The sequence below is a fragment of the Streptomyces venetus genome, from assembly GCF_039540295.1.
Classification (GTDB): domain Bacteria; phylum Actinomycetota; class Actinomycetes; order Streptomycetales; family Streptomycetaceae; genus Streptomyces; species Streptomyces venetus.
Window position 1 is genome coordinate 340,586 of the sequence record NZ_BAABET010000004.1, and the last position, 16,875, is coordinate 357,460.

The window sequence follows — 16,875 nt, forward strand, 5'->3', positions numbered from 1 at the left end:
GGTGTGTGGTCGTTACGGCAGTCCCCAGGCGGGGCCGGGTTCGCTGACGGTGACGGGCGCGATGACGAGGTCGGGGCGGGAGCCGGAATGGACGAGCACTTCACGCCCCTTGGGCAGCTCGATGGCGAGCGTGCCGTCGCCCAGGTCCCGGGTGCGGGCCGGTGTGCCGTCGTCGAGCAGTACGGTGAGCCGCCCGCCGATACCGTGCCTCAGTTTCAGGGGCTCGCCCGCCAGGCTCCTGACGCGGATGAACCGGGTGGTCCCACCCTTGCGGACGGCACTGACCAGGAAGGCGCCCTGGGTGCGGAAGTCGTGCAGGGTGACGTCCGCCCACGCGGTGGGGACGGCCGGGAAGACGCGGATCACGCCGCCCCAGCTCTGGCAGAACATGTCGTGCAGGGACTGCGAGGCGGACAGCGGCGTCTCGATGACCGGACCGGCCTCGGTGTAGTGGGTGTTGGCCTGGCACGGGTAGCGGGTGGAGGGGTCGAAGAACTTCCGCAGATAGCTGATCGCGGTGTCGCCGTCACCGGTCATGGCGTACATCGAGGCGGCTCCGGTGTAGCTGTAGCCGCGGTGGGCGCCGGTCAGCGCGTGCCAGTGGACGATCGACTTGCTGATCAGGTCGCGGCTCTCGGGCTGGTCCCAGTTGACCAGGTACAGCGGGTACACCATCAGCAGGTGCGAGTAGTGGCGGTGGGACTGCGCGTAGGGCGTGTCGGCGCCGATCATGAAGCCGTTCGAGTCGACCGGGTACGGGGTCAGCTTGGCCAGCACCTCCTGCCAGCGCGGCTTCGACTCGTCCTCGATCCCCAGCAGTTCCGCGGACTCGATGAGGGTCCGGCAGCCCCAGCGGATCAGCGCCAGGTCGTAGTTGGTGTCCTGCGGTGGCACGACGGGGTACTCGGGCGAGAGCGTGCTGGGCAGGTGGAGCTTGCCGTCGCTGCCCGGTGTGAGGAAGTGCAGGTAGTAGTTGACCGCCCGGCGCAGCACCGGGAAGACGGTGTCGCGCAGCAGGGACTTGTCCATGGAGTGCCGGTAGGACAGCCACACGTTGTGCAGGGCCCAGGTGAGGTCGCCGACCTCGGCGCCGGTGCCCGGCCGGCCCACGCTCCGGTTGGCGAACATGTCGGAGCTGCGGCCGACGCCGGAGCTGTCCCCGCGGTAGGCGGCGGGGACGTTGGCGATGAGCTGTTCCTGGTTCTGGCGCAAGGTCGTGGCGAGCGAGTCCAGTTCCAGGTGGTTGGAGCCGTGGATGAGCCAGTACTCCAGCTGGACGTTGAGGTTCCACCAGACGGCGGGCCAGGGGGTGGGCTCAAGCCAGGGCCCGGAGGTGGCCATCACGGGACCGCCGGCGCGGCTGGCGGAGGCGACCTTGTACAGCTGGATCCAGTGGAAGCTCTGCAGCCGCTGGTCGGGGAACGAGACGAAGCTCTTCTGGTAGAAGGCGTGCCACCAGCCGGTGTGCCGCTTCCTGAGGGCGCTGTACGACCCGGCGCGCCGCAGGGTGCGGAGCGAGTCGGCCTCGGCCGCGGTCGTGGAGGGCGCGCTGTGCCCGACGCTGAGGAGCAGTTCGCCGCCGTCGCGCCGGTAGGCGGTGGCGGTCTGGCCGCCGGTGAGCGGCTGGAGCACCTGTTCGGTGCCGTCGGGTGTGGTCCGGGTGGTCCAGGGCGGGTTGGGGGTGTAGCCCTCGGGTGGGGCTTCCTGGATCTTCCGGGGGCTGACCGCCTCCTCGGGGTGGAAGGTCCACACGGTGCGCTCGTCACCGGAGGCCCGCACCCGGACGGCGAGTACCTCGTCGTGGACGAGGGCGGAGAGGGTGAGGGTGCCGGCGCTGGTCGTGACGGTGCCGGTGAGTTCGGCGTTCCACAGGCTGAGCCGCCAGTCGACGGCGGTGATGGTGCCGACCGGTTCGAGGGTGAGGTGCCCGACCGGCAGGCGGCAGGTGCCCCAGCCGCTGCCGAACTCGGGGCGGTGGTCCTGGACTCGGCCGTGCTGGACGGTGAAGCGGATCCGGTTGGCGCCGGGTTCCTGGTAGATCATGCTGCCGAGCAGCCCGTCGCCGAGGAACGGACCCTCGTACCAGCGGGTCGGCAGTCTGGTCCACAGCAGGTCCTGTCGGCGCAGGAACGTCTCCCAGGCGTCGTCGGTGGTCATGGTGGAGCGCAGTTTCCAGGGGCGTGCGCGCTCCGCGTCGACGACGGACGGCGCCTTCGGTGCGGGTTCCTCGGCGCTTGCCGTCCCAGGCAGGGCCGCCGCTGCCGCGCCGCCCAGCGCGGTGCCGAGCACGGCTCTGCGGGCGACGGTCGAATGGTGCTCCGGCTGTGAGGTCATCTTGTCCTCCAGAGCTGGCAGATCTCCGATACATCGGGTGTATCGGGGAAGGTAGCAGGGTCTGTCGGGCTGTCAATGACTCAGAGAGCAACGGGAGTTACTCACCCATCCGATGTATCGCAGGGGTGGCGGCTCTGTCGGCTCCGTCCGCGGCGCGGGCCGCCGTTCAGGGCTGTGCCTCCGCCGGCCTCGGCATGCTGCCGCTCGGTCTGGCCTTCGGGGCACTTGTCGTCCGGTCGGGGCTCGACTACGCGCTGTCCTTCCCGCTGCACCGGGTGCGCGGCCGGCTCGCCAAGACGTACAGCACCTTCGCGCTCACCGACGAGGCGTACGCCTTGACCGCCGGCGAGCAGGCCCGCGGCTGGTCGAGCCCGCGCATCCTGTGGCTGCAGTGCTACCTGCACCTGTACTGGGCCGGCAGCGCGACCGCGGGGGCCTGCTCGGCTCCCTCGTCCTCACCGTCCGGCCCCCGCCGGCGCCTCACCCCGCTGGGACAGATGCATCGCCACGCGACGTACGAGCTGTCTGATCGCCGCCTTGTCGTTCCCCGCGCTGACTCCGAAGACGTACCGGCCTGACACCACCGTCGCGTGGGCGACCCGGTCCTGTCTCAGGTTCACCCGGTAGGTGTAGAGAAAGACACCGCGCCGCGGCTGTGTGATCTCGGCTGTGTGGCACCCGCGGCCCAGCCAGGGATTGCACCCCCAGGGGATGACGCTCGTCGTGTAGGTCCGGGCGGCCTCCGGGTCGGGCGCCACCCAGCGGACGGTGACGGAGAAGACGTCGTCCACGGATCCGGACTTGCCGGCGAAGCGGCACACGCTCGGGTGGGGCAGTCGGACGCCCAGCACGGTACGGCTCGATGCCACGGGCAGTTCGACGAAGTCCCGGCCCAGTTCCGACAGGAGCCGGGCCCCGACGAGCCGGCAGGCGTCCGGCCAGTCCCTCCGCCCCGCTCCCCCGAGCGCGGCGGGCCTCTCCTCGTCCACGGCGCGGTGGCCGGGCCGCAAAGCGGTGTAACGGGTGCCGTCCCTCTCCTCGCTGCGGACGACGATCAGTTGTCCGCTCAGGCCGACGAACGTCCCGGCCACCGGCCAGGGGACGCGGGCGCTTCGCCTGCCCGCGGCATCCGTCAGGCTGCTCGCCCCCGGTCCCTGAAGACGCGCGTCCCCGACGGACCAGCGAAGGTCCCCGCCGTACCCGCCGTCGGCGTCCGCTTCGGCGGCGAGCACGTCACCGGCCGGTTCGTCGTTGCCCACGCGGCCCTGCGAGTGCGTCCACAAGGTCTTCCCGGTGTCCGCCCGTACGGCGTGCAAGGTGCGTGAACGGACCGATCCGGGGTCCGACTCGGAGCCGTAGCGGAGTTCCGAGAGGTACACCACCCCGCCGTCCTCCCCCACGGGCCACAGGTCGGACGTCCGGCCCTCCTTCCGGCGCAGGAGTTCCTCGCCCGATTCCGTGAAGACCCGGAGCTCGTCGTCGACGGCCACACCGATCGCGTCGCGGACCGCGCTGAGCCGGACGGACTCCCGCCAGCGCCCGAGCTTCTTCTTCCAGACGAGCTCTCCGTTCCCGGGGTCCATCACCTGGAGTTCCGCGGGCCGGCCCGGGCAGCGTTCGAGTACGACGACGCGGTCCGCCGTCGCGGCGGCGTTCGGCGAGGCGGGGACGTCGGGTTCGGACTTCTCGCACGCCGTGAGCGCGGGGATCCGTTTGGTCCAGCGGACCGCTCCGGTCCGCGGCGCGAGGCCCACGAGGCGGCCGTCGCCGGCCCAGAAGACCGCTCCGGAATCCAGCTGGAGCGGAGCCGTCGTCAGCCAGTCGTCGCCCTTTGCCTGCCGTGCGGCCGGGCTCGGGGTTCTGTGCCACAGCCTCCGTCCGGTCACGGGATCGTACGCCGACACCGAGTTCCGCATGTCGTGCCCTTGTTCCACGGTGAGCAGCACACCGTCGGAGAAGCCCCCTGGTGTGAACGTCCTGGCGGAACTGCGCAGGGTGGACAGGAGGCGGCCGTCGCGGGTGTCCACGACACTCATGGTCTTGCCCTGCGGGATCGCCAGCATCCTGTCGTTGAGCACCGCGGGGAGGTCCGAGACGTCCAGCGCCCTGACGGGGGTGTGGAAGGACCAGGCCACTTCCAGCGTGTTGGGACGTTCGAGCGGTCTTCCGGACGTCCCTCCGTCCCCGACCGCAAGGGCCAGGAGGCTGACACCCAGCAGGGTTCCGCAGCCGACGCGCCAGGCTCTGCGAGCGCTCGTCGAGACCATTCCGCTCCCCCGTCTCTCGTGGTCGGTCAGCATCCCTGTGCTTCGGGCTGCCAGGCGCAGGGCCGGGGGTCCTCGACCTGGCGGTACACGCCGCCGGGGGATCCCGCGTAGACGGCCCCGTAGCGTGCGGCGTAGCCGGTCACCGCGTACCGGCCCCCGCGCGGGGCGGGGACCGGAAGGGTGCCGTCCTTCCCGTTCCGCACGTAACGGACGGACAGGCCGAAGGTACGGGAGCCCCGCTCGGCCAGGAACGTCGCCGACAGATTGACCTGCTCTCCCGGGTCCAGCGTGATGACCTTCCCCTTGAAGTACCTCGTCGTGGAGTTCTTCCCGGTGCGGAAGACGGGCTCCGGAGTGTCCATGTCCGCGAACAGCTGGATCTTGGGCTCTCCCCCGGCGTTCGGTTCGCACAACAGCGTTCCGGCGAGCGGAGCGGCCGCGCGTGGTGACGTCGGCTCGATGTCGATCGACGTGATGGTCAGCGAACGGGACCCCCCTTCGATCGTGAGACCGACGGTCAGTTCGCCCGCCCGCGCGCCCTGGTGGCGCCGGATGACGGCTTGCGCGTCGCCACCGGCCACGAGTTCCGCCCGGTCCCGGGGTGAGGACACCCGACGCGGCAGAGCCGTGCAACCCGCCTCGCTCTCCTGCCGGGCGGTCACGGCGAACGGCGCATCCGACGGGCTCCCCGAGGGCGCGCCCGCACCGCTCGACGCGGGGCTCGGCTCGGACTCACCGTTCAGACCGAGCGATTGCAGGGCGAGAGCGGTCAGCACGGCACCGATCACGGGGATGCCCGCGCCGAGCCACAGCAACCTGGTGTGTCTCCTCCACCACGGCTCAGGGATGTCCGGCGGCTTGTGCCGCCGCGCAGCAGGGCGAGTGCGGGCGCGCAGCGTGGTCCGGTTCCTCAACTCTCCCCCAGTGAGCGACGATTGCGTCTGACCGCGGGTCAGCTACAGCCGAGGGGAGGATCATAGGAGGAGTCGGTGGGGGTTGGCACCAGGGCCGGGCCTCACCCGGCCAGGGCCTTCATATGGCCCGTCTCAGGTGAGCGTTCGCCCCTTCGTCGTCACAGGACGTCGGCGAGGCGGTCCACCTGGTCCGGGTCGGTGCCGTAGCAGTAGAGCATGACCTCGTCCGCGCCGAGGTCGGCGAAGGCGGCGATCGCCTCGCGGATCTCGGCCGGTGTGGTGAGCATTCCGGCCACCATCCGATCGGCCATACCGGTGAAGGTGTAGTACGCGTGCATGTTGGCCCGGGCTTCGGCGACCACGCCCTCGGGGCCGAGCGCGACGTTGACCTGCGCGACGAGGCGGGGTGCACCGTCGCGGCCGTACTCCTTCCAGAACCGGCGCACGGTGTCGAACAGGCCGCCTGCCCAGGAGGGCGCGGCGGCGGCGAGGAAGCCGTCGCCCCAGCGCGCCACGCGCTCGATCGCGGCGGGCTTGAATCCGCCGAAGAGCACCTGCGGGCCGTCGGGCCGGGCGGGCGCGGGGCCGATCGGTCCGACACCGTCGCCGTAGGCCTCACCGGACCACAGGCGGCGCATCACCGCCATCTGCTGGTCGAGGCGCCGGCCCCGGGTGCCCAGGTCGACACCCGCGACCTGGTGGCCGTCGTCCCGGCCGCCGATGCCCAGGCCGAGGACCAGGCGGCCGCCGGTCATCCGGTCCAGGGTGGCGGCCTGCTTGGCGAGCAGGGCGGTGGCGCGCAGCGGGGCGAGCAGCACCTCGGTCTGGACGCGGACGCGGGAGGTGGCGCCGGCCAGGACGGCGAGCGCGACCAGGGGTTCGGGGTTGTCGTAGACGAGCCGGTCGAGCAGGCCGAGCGTGCTGAAGGGCCCGGCGTCGGCGCGCCGGGCCCAGGTGAGCAGCGTGGCGGGGTCGCCGATGGGCAGGCCGATACCGACGTTCATGAAAGAGACCTCCGAAAGGAAGGGTCGACAAGGACGGCTGCCGCCCCTCCGGCACCTCTGCGAGGTGGGACGCTCCCGCTCTGCGGCGTACTTCCGGGGGGAACGTCTCGTCGGAGTGATCTCACCCTAGGGTGGCCCGTGTTCACGCCACAAGCCGATTTTCGCTGCCGCCGGCTCGCTAGTCCTCGATCACCAGGCCCTTCGCGGCGAGCAGCGGTTCGAGGTTGCAGATGTCGATGACGGTCCTGCCGGCCCGGTACGCGGCGATGTAGTCCGTCTCGGTGTCGACCCTTTCCTGGGACGCGTCCGCCACCTCCGCGGCGTCCTCCCGGCGGACGACGACCACCCCGTCGGCGTCGGCGCGGATCACGTCGCCGGGCCGGACGAGCTGGCCGCCGACGGTGATCGGCTCGCACATCGGTCCGACGGTCTCCTTGACCGTGCCCTTGATGCAGACGCTGTGCGAGAAGACCGGGAAGCCGAGGGCCCGGAGGTCCTCGGTGTCCCGGACACCCGTGTCGGTGACGAGCCCCGCGAGCCCCTTGGCCTGGCAGGCGTTGGCGAGGACGTCACCGAAGGAACCGGCCTCGGTGTAGGCGCCGCCGGACACGACGACGACGTCGCCCGGGCGGGCGTAGGCGATGGCGGTCTGGAGCATCAGGTTGTCGCGGGGCGCGCACTGGACCGTGAAAGCGGGGCCGCACAGGGACATGCGGTGGTCGACCGGTTTGATGGACGAGTCCAGCGCTCCGAGCCTGCCCTGTGCCTCGTGGATCGTCGCCGAGGAGTAGGCGCCGAGGCGCTCGACGAGTTCCGGATCGGGACGGTCGAACTTGGTGCTGACGCGGATCATGACGGCCTTTCGGACAGGCCGGCGCAGGCGGCTGCGATGCGTGCGCAGGCTTCGGTGAGGAGCTCCGTGGAGGTCGCGAACGAGATACGGAAGTAGCCGGGCGCGCCGTACGCGGATCCGTGGATCACCGCCACCTGCTGGGTCTCCAGGAGGTGGCGGGCGAAGTCCTCGTCGTTCTCGATCCGGTCGCCCGTGGGGGTGGAACTCCCCATGAACCTCTGGCAGTTGACCAGGAGGTAGAAGCCGCCGCTGGGCGTGGTGCAGCTCAGCCCCGGTGTCTCGCCGATGAGTTTGACGGTGGTGTCGCGCCGGGTCCGGTAGACGTCGACGGTGTCCCGTACGAACTCCTGGGGTCCTGTCAGTGCGGCGGCGGCCGCGGCCTGGCTCACCGAGGACGGGCAGGAGGAGCTCTGCGACTGGAGCGTGTTGATCGCGGTGACCAGGTCCGCCGGACCGGCTCCGTACCCGATGCGCCACCCCGTCATGGCGTACGTCTTGGACACGCCGTTGGTGAGGAACACCCGGTCGGTCAGGCGGGGTTCGACAGCCGCCAGGGACGGGTTGTTCCCGTCGTCGTACCAGATCTCGTCGTAGATCTCGTCGGTGAGGACCCGGACGTGCGGGTGGTCCAGCAGGACGTCGGCGAGGGCGCGGAGTTCGGCGGGGGTGTAGGCGGCGCCCGTCGGGTTGCCGGGGGTGTTGAGGACGACCCAGCGCGTCCGGTCCGTGAGCGAGGACCGGAGGCGGTCCGGGGTCAGCTTGAAGCCGTCCGCCTCCGGGCAGTCGACGGTGACGGGGGTGCCGTCGTTGGCGAGGACCATGTCCGGGTACGACACCCAGTACGGGGCCGGGATCACGACCTCGTCCCCCGCGTCCAGGGTGGCCGCCAGGGCGAGGAAGATGACCTGCTTGGCTCCGCCGCCGACGGTGAGCTGGCGGTCGGTGTACTCCAGGCCGTGCCGCTGCCGGAGCCTCCCGGCGATCGCGGCGCGCAGCCGTGGCGTGCCGTTCACGGGGGTGTACTTGGTCTCGCCGGCCTCGATCGCCCGGATCGCGGCGGCCTTGACGTGGCCGGGGGTGTCGAAGTCGGGCTCGCCGACGGTCAGGTCGAGGATGGTGAGGCCCTGGCCCTTGAGCTCGCGCACGCGCTGCGCCGCCGCGGTGCTGGGCGAGGGCTTGATGCGGCGGACCCGCTCTGCCGTGTGCATGTGCTCAGCCCTCCCGGCGTTCGAAGTTCAGGCCGCCGGGGACCTGGAACGTGGGCAGGATCTCGACGTGGCCGATGTTGACGTGCCGGGGCGTGTCGACGGCGAACTCGATGGCGTCGGCGATGTCCTCGGGCTTGAGGGACTCGTAGCCGTCGTAGAAGCGCCGCTGGGCTTCCTCCATGTCGCCGAGCAGGCGGCCGAAGATCTCGGTCTCCACGCGGCCCGGGCAGATCTCGGTGACGCGGACCCGGCGACCGTAGCCGTCGACCCGCAGCTGGCGGGAGAGGGTGTGCACCGCCGCCTTGGTGGCGTGGTAGACGGTGTTGCCGCCGAAGTTGTAGACGCCGGCGATGGAGCTGATGTTGACGATGTGGCCGAGGTCGCGCTCCACCATGCCGGGCATCAGCAGGCGCACCAGGTGCAGGACGGCCTGGATGTTGACGGCGACCTGCTCGTCGACGGCGAACTCGTCGGCGGTGAGGATGTTGCCGGTGCGTGAGACGCCGGCGTTGTTGACGAGGACGTCGATCTCCAGCCCGTCCAGGGCGGCGGTCAGCGCGTCGGTGTCGGTGATGTCGACGGCGTGCGGGATGCAGCCGGTGGTGCCGGCGAGGGCTTCGAGGCGTTCCGCGTCGCGTGCCACGGCGTGGACTTCCAGTCCGCGCTTGGTGAGTCGCTCGACCACTACGGCTCCGATGCCGGTGGACGCTCCGGTGACGAGAGCGGTGCGGTAGTCGGAGATGGGCATGCGGGTGTGCTCCTTGCTGGGGGTGGGGGGCGGTCAGGCGTCGCGCAGGGGCAGATGGGCGCGGTCCTTGACCCGGGACACGGCGACGAGGGTGCCCAGGGCGGTGAGGACGGCGTAGTAGGCCGGCATGTGGACGTCACCGGTGCGGTCGATGAGGTAGGTCATCAGCAGCGGGGCCGTGCCGCCGAAGAGCGCGGCGGAGACGTTGTAGCCGAGGCCGTAGGCGGAGTAGCGCACCCGGGTCGGGAAGAGCTCGACGAGCAGGATGTGGATGACACCGGTGTGCCCGGCGAACACGACGGCCATGAGACACGCGCCGATGACGGCGAGGGCGACGTTCCCGGTGCCGATCAGCAGGTAACAGGGCACACCGGCGAGGGCCATGGCGATGGCGGCGCCGGCGATGACCTTCTTGCGGCCGACCCGGTCGGACAGCCGGCCCATGTAGGGGATGGCGACACAGATCGCGACCAGGCTGGAGGCGGTGACGAGGAGTCCCTGGACCTGGCCGAAGTGCAGCTCGTTGGTCATGAAGGTGGGCATGTAGCTGAACAGCACGTAGTAGCCGGAGCCGTTCATCAGGGGGATGAACAGGGCCAGCAGCATGGCGCGGCGGTGCTCCGCGGAGGCGAAGGCCTCCTTGAGGGGGTTCTTGGCCAGGCCGCCCTCTTCCTTCAGGCGGCTGAAGTTGGGCGTGTCACTGATGCGCTTGCGGATGTAGATGCCGGTGACGCCGAGCGGCACGGCGAGCAGGAAGGGGATGCGCCAGCCCCAGGACTCCATGCGTTCGGCGCCGAGCCCGCTGGTCATCGCGGCGGCTATCAGCGTGCCGGTGAGCAGGGAGAGGAAGGAGGCGATCTGCGCGTAGCTGGTGTAGAGGCCGCGCTTGCCCTCGGGGGCGTGTTCGGCGAGGAAGCTCATGGCGCCGGACGCCTCGCCGCCGACGGAGAAGCCCTGGGCCACGCGCAGCAGGATCAGCAGGGTGGGCGCGGCGACGCCGATGCTCGCGTAGGTGGGCAGCAGCCCGATGGCCGCGGTGGCGACGCTGATGAGCAGGATGACGAAGACCAGCATCCGCTGGCGTCCGATGCGGTCGCCGAGGTGGCCGCAGATGATGCCGCCGAGAGGGCGGAAGAAGAAGGAGACGGCGTAGCCGAGGAAGACCAGCTGGACGGCGGCGTCGGAGCCGGGGAAGAAGACGGCGGCGAGGGTGCCGGCCATGAAGCCGAAGATGCCGTTGTCGTAGAGCTCGGCGAAGATCCCGACGCACCCGGCGAGGGTGATCTTCCGGGCGGTTCTGGAGTCGACGGTGTTGGGGACGGGTCGAGCGGCCACGGTGCTCATGGCGTCTCCTGTCTGGTGCAGGACATGGGGTGGAGGAGGTGCGGGCGGGGGGGGGGACGGGCGACCGGGTGAGCGGGGAGGGTTCAGTCGCCGTCGGGGGCGCGGATGCGCAGGGCGTCGAAGGCCGTCCGGACGCGGGTTCTCAGCGCGTCGACGGCTCCTCGCTGCGCGCGGTGGGCGGTGACGGCCTGTTCGAGGGTGCGGTGGCGGAAGCGGATGGTCTGCCCGGGGCGTACCTGCCCCAGTGCGGACAGGGCGGTGGCGGTGACGACGGCGAGGACGGGATAGCCGGCCGTGACGCCGCGGCCGCGGTGCAGCACGAGGAGTTCGTCCCCGGCCGGTACTTCGACGGCCCCGACCGGGACGCCGCGGGAGAGGACCTCGCCCTGGGTGACGCGGCGGGGCAGGCGGTCGCCGCGCAGTCGCAGTCCGATGTGGTTGCTCTGCGGGCTGACCGTGAAGGGGGCGTCGAACAGGCGCGGCGCCGTGTCTGCGAACTCGGCCCGGTCGGGGCCGTCGGTGACGTCGATGGTCCAGGTGGAGGGGAACGGGGGGACGGGGGCGTGCAGGCGGAAGAGCGGGATCCGTGAGTAGGGGTGGTCGAAGGCCGGGCAGGTCCTGCGGAGGCTGAGTTCGGCGCCGTCGCGCAGGGCGGGGCCGAACCCCAGGATGGTGTCGGGAGCGCAGCTTCCCTGGAGGTAGTCCGCTTCGAACGAGCCGAGCACGGCCAGGTAGACGCGCAGCCCCTGGCGGATGCCGGTGACGCGGAGGGTGTCGCCGGCGCGCACGGGGAGCGGCTCCCACATCGGGCGGGCGGCCCCGTCGACGCTCACGTCGGCCGGGGCTCCGGTCACGGCGACGAGGATGTCGGCGGAGGGGACGCAGGCGAAGTCGAGGGCCGTGATCTCCAGCAGCGGGGCGTGTTCGTCGTTTCCGCACAGGACGTTGGCGACGCGTGCCGAGTGCTGGTCGGCGGCTCCGCCCACGGGCAGGCCGTAGCGGGAGCGGCCGACGCGGCCGAGGTCCTGCACGGTGGTGATGCCCGCGGTGCGGACGGTGAGGGTGTCAGCCATGGCAGGCCGCCAGCGAAGTGTCGGCGTAGTCGTCCCACCGGTCCGGGGTGATGGGGACGAAGCGGAAGGTGTCGCCGGGCCGGTAGGGAGTGATCGGGTCGTCGTGCAGGTCGAGGACGCGCAGCGGGGTGCGTCCGAGGAGCGGCCAGCCGCCGGGAGAGGGCATCGGGCAGATGACGGCCTGCCGGCCGGCGACGGCGACCACGCCGGGCTCGACGCGGGTGCGGGGCGAGGCCAGCCGCGGCACCGGCGCCGGGAAGGGGGGCCCGTCCATCATCGGCGCGCCGGCGGGTGCGCCGAGGCAGCGCACGGTGAGGTCGGATCCGCAGTGCAGGTCGACGACCTCGCTCTCGGTCAGGCCGAGTCGGGCGGCGACCTCGGGCAGATCGGGTCCGTGTTCGCCGCCGTAGACGACGGGGACGACGAAGTGCCGGGGCGCTGTCGTCGGACCGGGTTTCGGTCCGAGCCGGGCGGCCTCGTGCCGCAGGACGCGCCGGACGGTCTCGTGGTCGGTGTCGGCGCAGTCGAACTCCACGAGCAGGGCGTCGTAGGTGGGTACGACGCCCTGGACTCCGGTGAGCCGGACGTTGTCCAGTGCGTCGGCCAGGGCGTGGACGAGCCGCCAGGCGTCTTCGGTGTCGAGGCCCACGGTCTTGGCGACCAGGGCGGAGTCACCGCAGTCCGTGATCGTGAGGTTGCCGTTCATGTCAGGCGCCTTTGCCGCTCAGTACGTCGTCGAGGGAGGTGATCCGGACACCGGCGGCGAGGAGCTGTTCACGGATCCGGCCGGCCAGGGCGATGGCTCCGGGGGTGTCGCCGTGCAGCAGGACGGTGTCGCAGCCGACCGCGAGGTCCTTGCCGCCGGCGCTGCGGATGACGCCCTCGGTGACCATGCGCAGGGTGCGCCGGGCGATCTCGTCCGGGTCGTGGATCACCGCTCCCGGTTCGGAGCGGGGGACGAGGGTTCCGTCGTCGCGGTACGCGCGGTCGGCGATACCGACGATGCCCACGCGCAGTCCTCGGGCGCGGGCGGCGTCGGCCAGTTCGCCGTCCTGCGCGAGGACGATCAGCGACTCGTCCAGGGCGGCGACGGCGTCCACGACGGCACGGGCGTAGTCGGCGCGTACCGCGACCAGGTTGCCCAGGCGTCCGTGCGGAGCGACGTGCCGGACCCGGGTGCCGTGCGCGACGGCGAACGCCTGGAGGGCGCCGACCTGGTACAGCACGTCGGTACGGACCTCCTCCGGGGTGAGGTCCATCGCCCGGCGGCCGAAGCCGACCAGGTCCGGGAAGCTCGGGTGGGCGCCCACGGCCACCCGCTTCTCCACACAGTGCCGGACGGTGGTGTCCATGATGCGCGGATCACCGGCGTGGAATCCGCAGGCGACATTGGCGGACGTCAGCATGTCCAGGAGGGCTGCGTCGTCGCCCATCGTGTAGGCACCGAATCCCTCGCCGAGATCGGCGACGAGGTCAACCACGGGCGTCATGACGTCCTCCGGAAGAATATGGGGAAGGACAATACGAGAAAGGGAATTCCGTCACGTTCCGGCGATTTCCCGAGAAGAATCCTGGCTGGATGTTCCGCTCAACTTAATCCCATGCTCGCTTGACCGCCAATATGTGTTCGATCTGGCGTTATCGCGAACGGTTATGACCTGCCTCACATCCCGGGCTCTCTTCGGGGCTGCGCTTCGGGGTGGGCCCTCCCTACGATGAGGCTCCGCTCCCGTGGAAGGCCTCGCATGGACACCAGGCGTCTGTACTCGTTCATCAAGATCATCGACGCGGGGAGCATCACGCGCGCGGCCGACATCCTGCACATCGCGCAGCCGGCGCTCAGCCAGCAGCTGTCCGCGCTGGAGGCGCAGTTCGGGCAGCAGTTGCTGATCCGCAGCAAGCGCGGCGTCGCCCCGACCGAGGCCGGCCGGGCGCTGTACCGGCACGCCCAGCTGATCCTGCGGCAGGTGGACCTCGCGCACGCCGCGGTCTCGGTCTCCGGGCGGGCGCCCGCCGGCAGCGTGTCCGTGGGGCTCGCGCCGTACAGTCTCGGCGCGGCTCTGGCGCTGCCGCTGCTCAAGAGCGTGCGCGAGCGCTACCCGGAGATCCTGCTGCACATCAACGAGAACTTCGGCGGCGTGATCAGCGAGGCGATCATGACCGGCCGGATGGACATGGCGTTCATCTACGGGGCCGGTCCGCTGCGGGGCGTGCAGTTCGAGCCGTTGCGGACCGAGGACCTGTTCCTGATCGGCGCCCCCGGCGGTACGGCGCCGCACGGGGCGGGCGAGGTCGGCCTGGACGAGCTCAAGGGCGTGCCGCTGCTGCTTCCCAGCCGCATCCACACGATCCGGCAGGTGGTGGACGCCGCCTTCCAGCAGGCGTCCCTGCTGCCCGACGTGGTGGGCGAGGTCGAGTCCGCGCTGACGCTCGTCAACGCCGTCGACGCGGGCCTCGGCGCCACCGTCCTGCCCTGGTCGGCGGCGCGCGCCATCCTCGACGTCCGTTCCCTGTCCGTGCGCCGCATCGTGAATCCCGTGATCCAGGTCAAGCTGTCGTTGGTGACCTCGGACAACCAGCCCCTTTCCGAACCCGCTCTGGCGGTGCACGACCTGTTCCTCGAACTCATCACGGCCTTCGACGGGACACCGCACGAAGAATAAGGAAGAGCAATAGCGTCACACGAAATCTTTATTTGTTTCCGATGGCGGTCGCGGCTACTTTTCTGCGAAATTCACTGCCCTGGAGACATGAATGAAGAAGCGTGTGCTCGTCACCCGTGAGAACCTGCCCGGCCACGGTGTCGGCCGTCTGTCCGAGGCGGCCGAGGTGGTGGCCTGGCCCGGCGACGGCAAGCCCGGCCACTCGGACCTCGCCGCGCTTGCGCCTGGAACGAGCGGTGTCCTCGCCCTGGGCAACGACCCGGTGGACGGCGCGCTGATGGACGCCGCCGGACCCTCGCTGCGGGTCGTCGGGCTGGCGAGCATGGGCTTCGACAACGTCGACCGCGCGGCCGCCGCGGAGCGCGGCATCGTCGTCACCCACACCCCGGGGGTGCTCGCGGAGACCACCGCCGACCTCACGTTCGCCCTGATCCTCGCCGCCCGCCGCCGGATCGGCGCCGCCGGCGCGAGTCTCGCGGAAGGCTCCTGGGGCCTGTTCCGGATGCACGACTACCTCGGCCTGGACATCCACGGGGCCACGCTGGGCCTGATCGGCTACGGCCAGATCGGCCGCGCGGTGGCCCGCCGGGCCCAGGGGTTCGGCATGCGCGTCCTCCACCACGACCCCTACGCGCCCGACGACGGCCTGTCCGCTCCGGTCGATCTGGCCACGCTCCTGGCCGAGTCCGACATCGTGTCGCTGCACGTACCGCTCACCGAGGAGACCCGGCATCTCGTCTCGGCGCGCGAACTGGCCGCCATGAAGCCCACGGCCACGCTCGTCAGCACCTCGCGCGGTGGGGTCGTGGACGAGGAGGCCCTGCTGGCCGCGGTGCGCGGGGGACGACTGCACTCCGCAGGACTCGACGTCTTCGAGCGCGAGCCCATGGGGAGGGAACTGTCACCGCTGGTGACGGAGCCGCACGTCGTCACCTTGCCGCACATCGGGTCGGCCACCGAGACCACCCGGGCCGCCATGGTCGACCTGGCGGTCGACAACATCCTCGACGTCCTCGCCGAACGCCCGGCCCGCACTCCGCTGCCCGGCACCCCGGCGGCACACGTCTGAGCTACGCGGAGAGGGAGCGCGGTCGCAGATCGGTCCAGTGGGACTCGACGTACTCCAGGCACGCCTCCCGGGTGTTCTCCTCGAAGACGACCGTCCAGCCCCCGGGCACCTCGGCGAAGGACGGCCAGAGGGAGTGCTGGCCCTCGTCGTTCACCAGGACCAGGAACCGGCCTTCGTTGTCGTCGAAGGGGTTGGTGCTCATGCTGAGGGCCTCCTCGGAACGTCAACCTTAGGTTAGCCTGGCCTAATTGACAGGAGCTTAGCCGTCGCCCCTCCCCTCTCACAAGGAGACGTTCATGCGCCCGGTCACGGCCGACATGGAGAGCGCCTTCGCCGGGTTCGGGCTGCCCGGCGCACCCGGCACCGACGACTTCTGGGCGGCGGTGCGGGCTCCCGTGTCGGTCCCCGACGGGGGCGGCGGCTGGGTGACCCTGTTCCTGTGGCGCGGGTCGGCGGCGAGCATCGACTTCGAGAGCTGGTCGGGGCCGGTTCCGCTGCGCCGCTGGGGCGACACGGACTGCTGGTACGCCGAGGTGCGCATGCCCCCGCGACTGCGGGTGACCTACCGGTTCCTCACGGGCGACGGGGCGTACGCCGACCCGTTCAACCCGGTGGGCGCGGGCGGCGACCGGTCCGTCACCGCGACCCCGGACGCCCCCGCCCAACCGCACTGGCCGGTCGTCGGCGCCGACGGCGTACTGCCCCTCCCCCGCACGCGGATCCGCTGGGCCGGTGAACGGCTCGGCGGGCGGCGTACGGTACACCTGCACCCGGTGGGCGGCGGCGGACCGGTGGTCCTGCTGCTCGACGGGGACGACTGGCTGTACCTGCATCCGGCCATGACCGCGTTCGACTCCGCCGTCGCCAGTGGCGAGATGCCCCCGGTCACCCTCGTCTTCCTGCCCGCCAAGGACAGGGCCGCCGAGTTCGCGTGCGAGCCCGGGCTGTGGGAGGCGGTGCGGGACGAGTTGCTGCCGCTGGTGGCGGAGTCCGGCGTACCCGCCGACCCGGACCGGCTGGTGGTCGCCGGGCAGAGCCTCGGCGGACTGAGCGCGATGTACGCGGCGCTGGAGTTCCCGGACCTCGTGTCCCGCGTCGCCTGCCAGTCCGGGTCGTTCTGGTGGACGCCCGAGGCCATGGACCTGCCGGACCCCTTGGGCGGCCCGGTCGGCGGCAGCATCGCCGCCCGCCTTCGGGAGCATCCCGGACTGTCCGGTCTGCGGATCGCGTTCGACGTCGGGGAACACGAGACGGCGATGCTGCCCCACTGCGAACTGACCGAGTCCCTGACGGAACGGGCCGGCGCGACCGTACGGGTCTCGCGGTCGGCCGCCGGTCACGACCGGGCGGGCTGGCGGCACGCCCTGCTCAGGGATGTCGCCTGGGCCCTTGCCTAGC

Annotated in this window: 15 protein-coding genes and 1 pseudogene; 4 read left to right on the forward strand and 12 right to left on the reverse strand. The window is 71.2% G+C overall.

Annotated elements, in window-relative coordinates; genetic code table 11:
* Positions 1 to 12: 12 nt before the first annotated feature.
* Positions 13 to 2,334, reverse strand: coding sequence for a glycosyl hydrolase family 95 catalytic domain-containing protein (locus ABEA82_RS15315; RefSeq protein WP_345662015.1), 2,322 nt, complete (start codon positions 2,332 to 2,334; stop codon positions 13 to 15).
* A gap of 125 nt (positions 2,335 to 2,459) precedes the next feature.
* On the opposite strand from ABEA82_RS15315, the gene ABEA82_RS38675 reads away from it, so the two are divergent.
* Positions 2,460 to 2,912, forward strand: coding sequence for an AzlC family ABC transporter permease (locus ABEA82_RS38675; protein ID WP_425588521.1), 453 nt, complete (start codon positions 2,460 to 2,462; stop codon positions 2,910 to 2,912).
* Positions 2,913 to 3,620: 708 nt separating this feature from the next.
* On the opposite strand, the pseudogene ABEA82_RS38680 reads toward ABEA82_RS38675, so the two are convergent.
* From ABEA82_RS38680 to ABEA82_RS15370, 10 genes and pseudogenes are all read right to left on the reverse strand, one after another.
* A pseudogene (locus ABEA82_RS38680) lies at positions 3,621 to 4,634 on the reverse strand (outer membrane protein assembly factor BamB family protein); the annotation flags it as partial.
* Positions 4,628 to 5,416, reverse strand: a complete 789-nt coding sequence (locus tag ABEA82_RS15330; protein WP_345662017.1) for a hypothetical protein — start codon at positions 5,414 to 5,416, stop codon at positions 4,628 to 4,630. The pseudogene ABEA82_RS38680 and the gene ABEA82_RS15330, both read right to left, overlap by 7 nt.
* 257 nt (positions 5,417 to 5,673) lie before the next feature.
* The gene (locus ABEA82_RS15335) at positions 5,674 to 6,519 is read right to left on the reverse strand and encodes an LLM class flavin-dependent oxidoreductase (protein ID WP_345662018.1); all 846 of its coding nucleotides are present in this window, start codon (positions 6,517 to 6,519) and stop codon (positions 5,674 to 5,676) included.
* Between the two features lie 178 nt (positions 6,520 to 6,697).
* The gene (locus ABEA82_RS15340) at positions 6,698 to 7,372 is read right to left on the reverse strand and encodes a 4-carboxy-4-hydroxy-2-oxoadipate aldolase/oxaloacetate decarboxylase (RefSeq protein WP_345662019.1); all 675 of its coding nucleotides are present in this window, start codon (positions 7,370 to 7,372) and stop codon (positions 6,698 to 6,700) included.
* A complete protein-coding gene (locus ABEA82_RS15345; RefSeq protein WP_345662020.1) occupies positions 7,369 to 8,580 on the reverse strand; it encodes an aspartate transaminase in 1,212 nt (403 codons plus the stop codon). Before ABEA82_RS15345 ends, ABEA82_RS15340 begins: the two co-directional genes overlap by 4 nt.
* A 4-nt stretch (positions 8,581 to 8,584) precedes the next feature.
* Entirely contained in the window at positions 8,585 to 9,328 is a 744-nt protein-coding gene (locus ABEA82_RS15350; protein ID WP_345662021.1) for an SDR family oxidoreductase, read from the reverse strand.
* A 33-nt stretch (positions 9,329 to 9,361) separates the two neighbouring features.
* The gene (locus ABEA82_RS15355; protein ID WP_345662022.1) at positions 9,362 to 10,672 is read right to left on the reverse strand and encodes an MFS transporter; all 1,311 of its coding nucleotides are present in this window, start codon (positions 10,670 to 10,672) and stop codon (positions 9,362 to 9,364) included.
* Between the two features lie 83 nt (positions 10,673 to 10,755).
* Positions 10,756 to 11,745 carry a 5-oxoprolinase subunit C family protein gene (locus ABEA82_RS15360; RefSeq protein ID WP_345662023.1) on the reverse strand — a complete coding sequence of 330 codons (990 nt, stop codon included), beginning with the start codon at positions 11,743 to 11,745 and terminating at the stop codon, positions 10,756 to 10,758.
* Complete coding sequence (locus ABEA82_RS15365) at positions 11,738 to 12,451, reverse strand: 5-oxoprolinase subunit B family protein (protein ID WP_345662024.1); 714 nt, start codon at positions 12,449 to 12,451, stop codon at positions 11,738 to 11,740. Before ABEA82_RS15365 ends, ABEA82_RS15360 begins: the two co-directional genes overlap by 8 nt.
* A 1-nt stretch (position 12,452) precedes the next feature.
* Complete coding sequence (locus tag ABEA82_RS15370) at positions 12,453 to 13,235, reverse strand: LamB/YcsF family protein (protein WP_345662025.1); 783 nt, start codon at positions 13,233 to 13,235, stop codon at positions 12,453 to 12,455.
* 255 nt (positions 13,236 to 13,490) lie between these two features.
* Between ABEA82_RS15370 and nac the strand changes: the two genes are divergently transcribed.
* Together nac and ABEA82_RS15380 are read left to right on the forward strand one after the other, a co-directional pair.
* Entirely contained in the window at positions 13,491 to 14,408 is a 918-nt protein-coding gene (gene nac / locus ABEA82_RS15375; RefSeq protein WP_345662026.1) for a nitrogen assimilation transcriptional regulator NAC, read from the forward strand.
* Between the two features lie 91 nt (positions 14,409 to 14,499).
* Positions 14,500 to 15,477 (forward strand): 2-hydroxyacid dehydrogenase, encoded by a 978-nt coding sequence (locus tag ABEA82_RS15380; protein WP_345662027.1) that lies wholly within the window; start codon positions 14,500 to 14,502, stop codon positions 15,475 to 15,477.
* 1 nt (position 15,478) lies between these two features.
* Here ABEA82_RS15380 and ABEA82_RS15385 read toward each other — a convergent pair whose 3' ends face one another.
* The gene (locus ABEA82_RS15385) at positions 15,479 to 15,679 is read right to left on the reverse strand and encodes an MbtH family protein (protein ID WP_345662028.1); all 201 of its coding nucleotides are present in this window, start codon (positions 15,677 to 15,679) and stop codon (positions 15,479 to 15,481) included.
* A 94-nt stretch (positions 15,680 to 15,773) separates the two neighbouring features.
* Between ABEA82_RS15385 and ABEA82_RS15390 the strand changes: the two genes are divergently transcribed.
* A complete protein-coding gene (locus ABEA82_RS15390; protein ID WP_345662029.1) occupies positions 15,774 to 16,874 on the forward strand; it encodes an alpha/beta hydrolase-fold protein in 1,101 nt (366 codons plus the stop codon).
* Position 16,875 lies beyond the last annotated feature (1 nt).

Coding starts and splice junctions, on each gene's coding strand:
- ABEA82_RS15315 (WP_345662015.1), bottom strand. CDS start 2,334: ATGACCTCACAGCCGGAGCACCATTCGACCGTCGCCCGCAGAGCCGTG.
- ABEA82_RS15335 (WP_345662018.1), bottom strand. CDS start 6,519: ATGAACGTCGGTATCGGCCTGCCCATCGGCGACCCCGCCACGCTGCTC.
- ABEA82_RS15340 (WP_345662019.1), bottom strand. CDS start 7,372: ATGATCCGCGTCAGCACCAAGTTCGACCGTCCCGATCCGGAACTCGTC.
- ABEA82_RS15345 (WP_345662020.1), bottom strand. CDS start 8,580: ATGCACACGGCAGAGCGGGTCCGCCGCATCAAGCCCTCGCCCAGCACC.
- ABEA82_RS15350 (WP_345662021.1), bottom strand. CDS start 9,328: ATGCCCATCTCCGACTACCGCACCGCTCTCGTCACCGGAGCGTCCACC.
- ABEA82_RS15355 (WP_345662022.1), bottom strand. CDS start 10,672: ATGAGCACCGTGGCCGCTCGACCCGTCCCCAACACCGTCGACTCCAGA.
- ABEA82_RS15360 (WP_345662023.1), bottom strand. CDS start 11,745: ATGGCTGACACCCTCACCGTCCGCACCGCGGGCATCACCACCGTGCAG.
- ABEA82_RS15365 (WP_345662024.1), bottom strand. CDS start 12,451: ATGAACGGCAACCTCACGATCACGGACTGCGGTGACTCCGCCCTGGTC.
- ABEA82_RS15370 (WP_345662025.1), bottom strand. CDS start 13,235: ATGACGCCCGTGGTTGACCTCGTCGCCGATCTCGGCGAGGGATTCGGT.
- nac (WP_345662026.1), top strand. CDS start 13,491: ATGGACACCAGGCGTCTGTACTCGTTCATCAAGATCATCGACGCGGGG.
- ABEA82_RS15380 (WP_345662027.1), top strand. CDS start 14,500: ATGAAGAAGCGTGTGCTCGTCACCCGTGAGAACCTGCCCGGCCACGGT.
- ABEA82_RS15385 (WP_345662028.1), bottom strand. CDS start 15,679: ATGAGCACCAACCCCTTCGACGACAACGAAGGCCGGTTCCTGGTCCTG.
- ABEA82_RS15390 (WP_345662029.1), top strand. CDS start 15,774: ATGCGCCCGGTCACGGCCGACATGGAGAGCGCCTTCGCCGGGTTCGGG.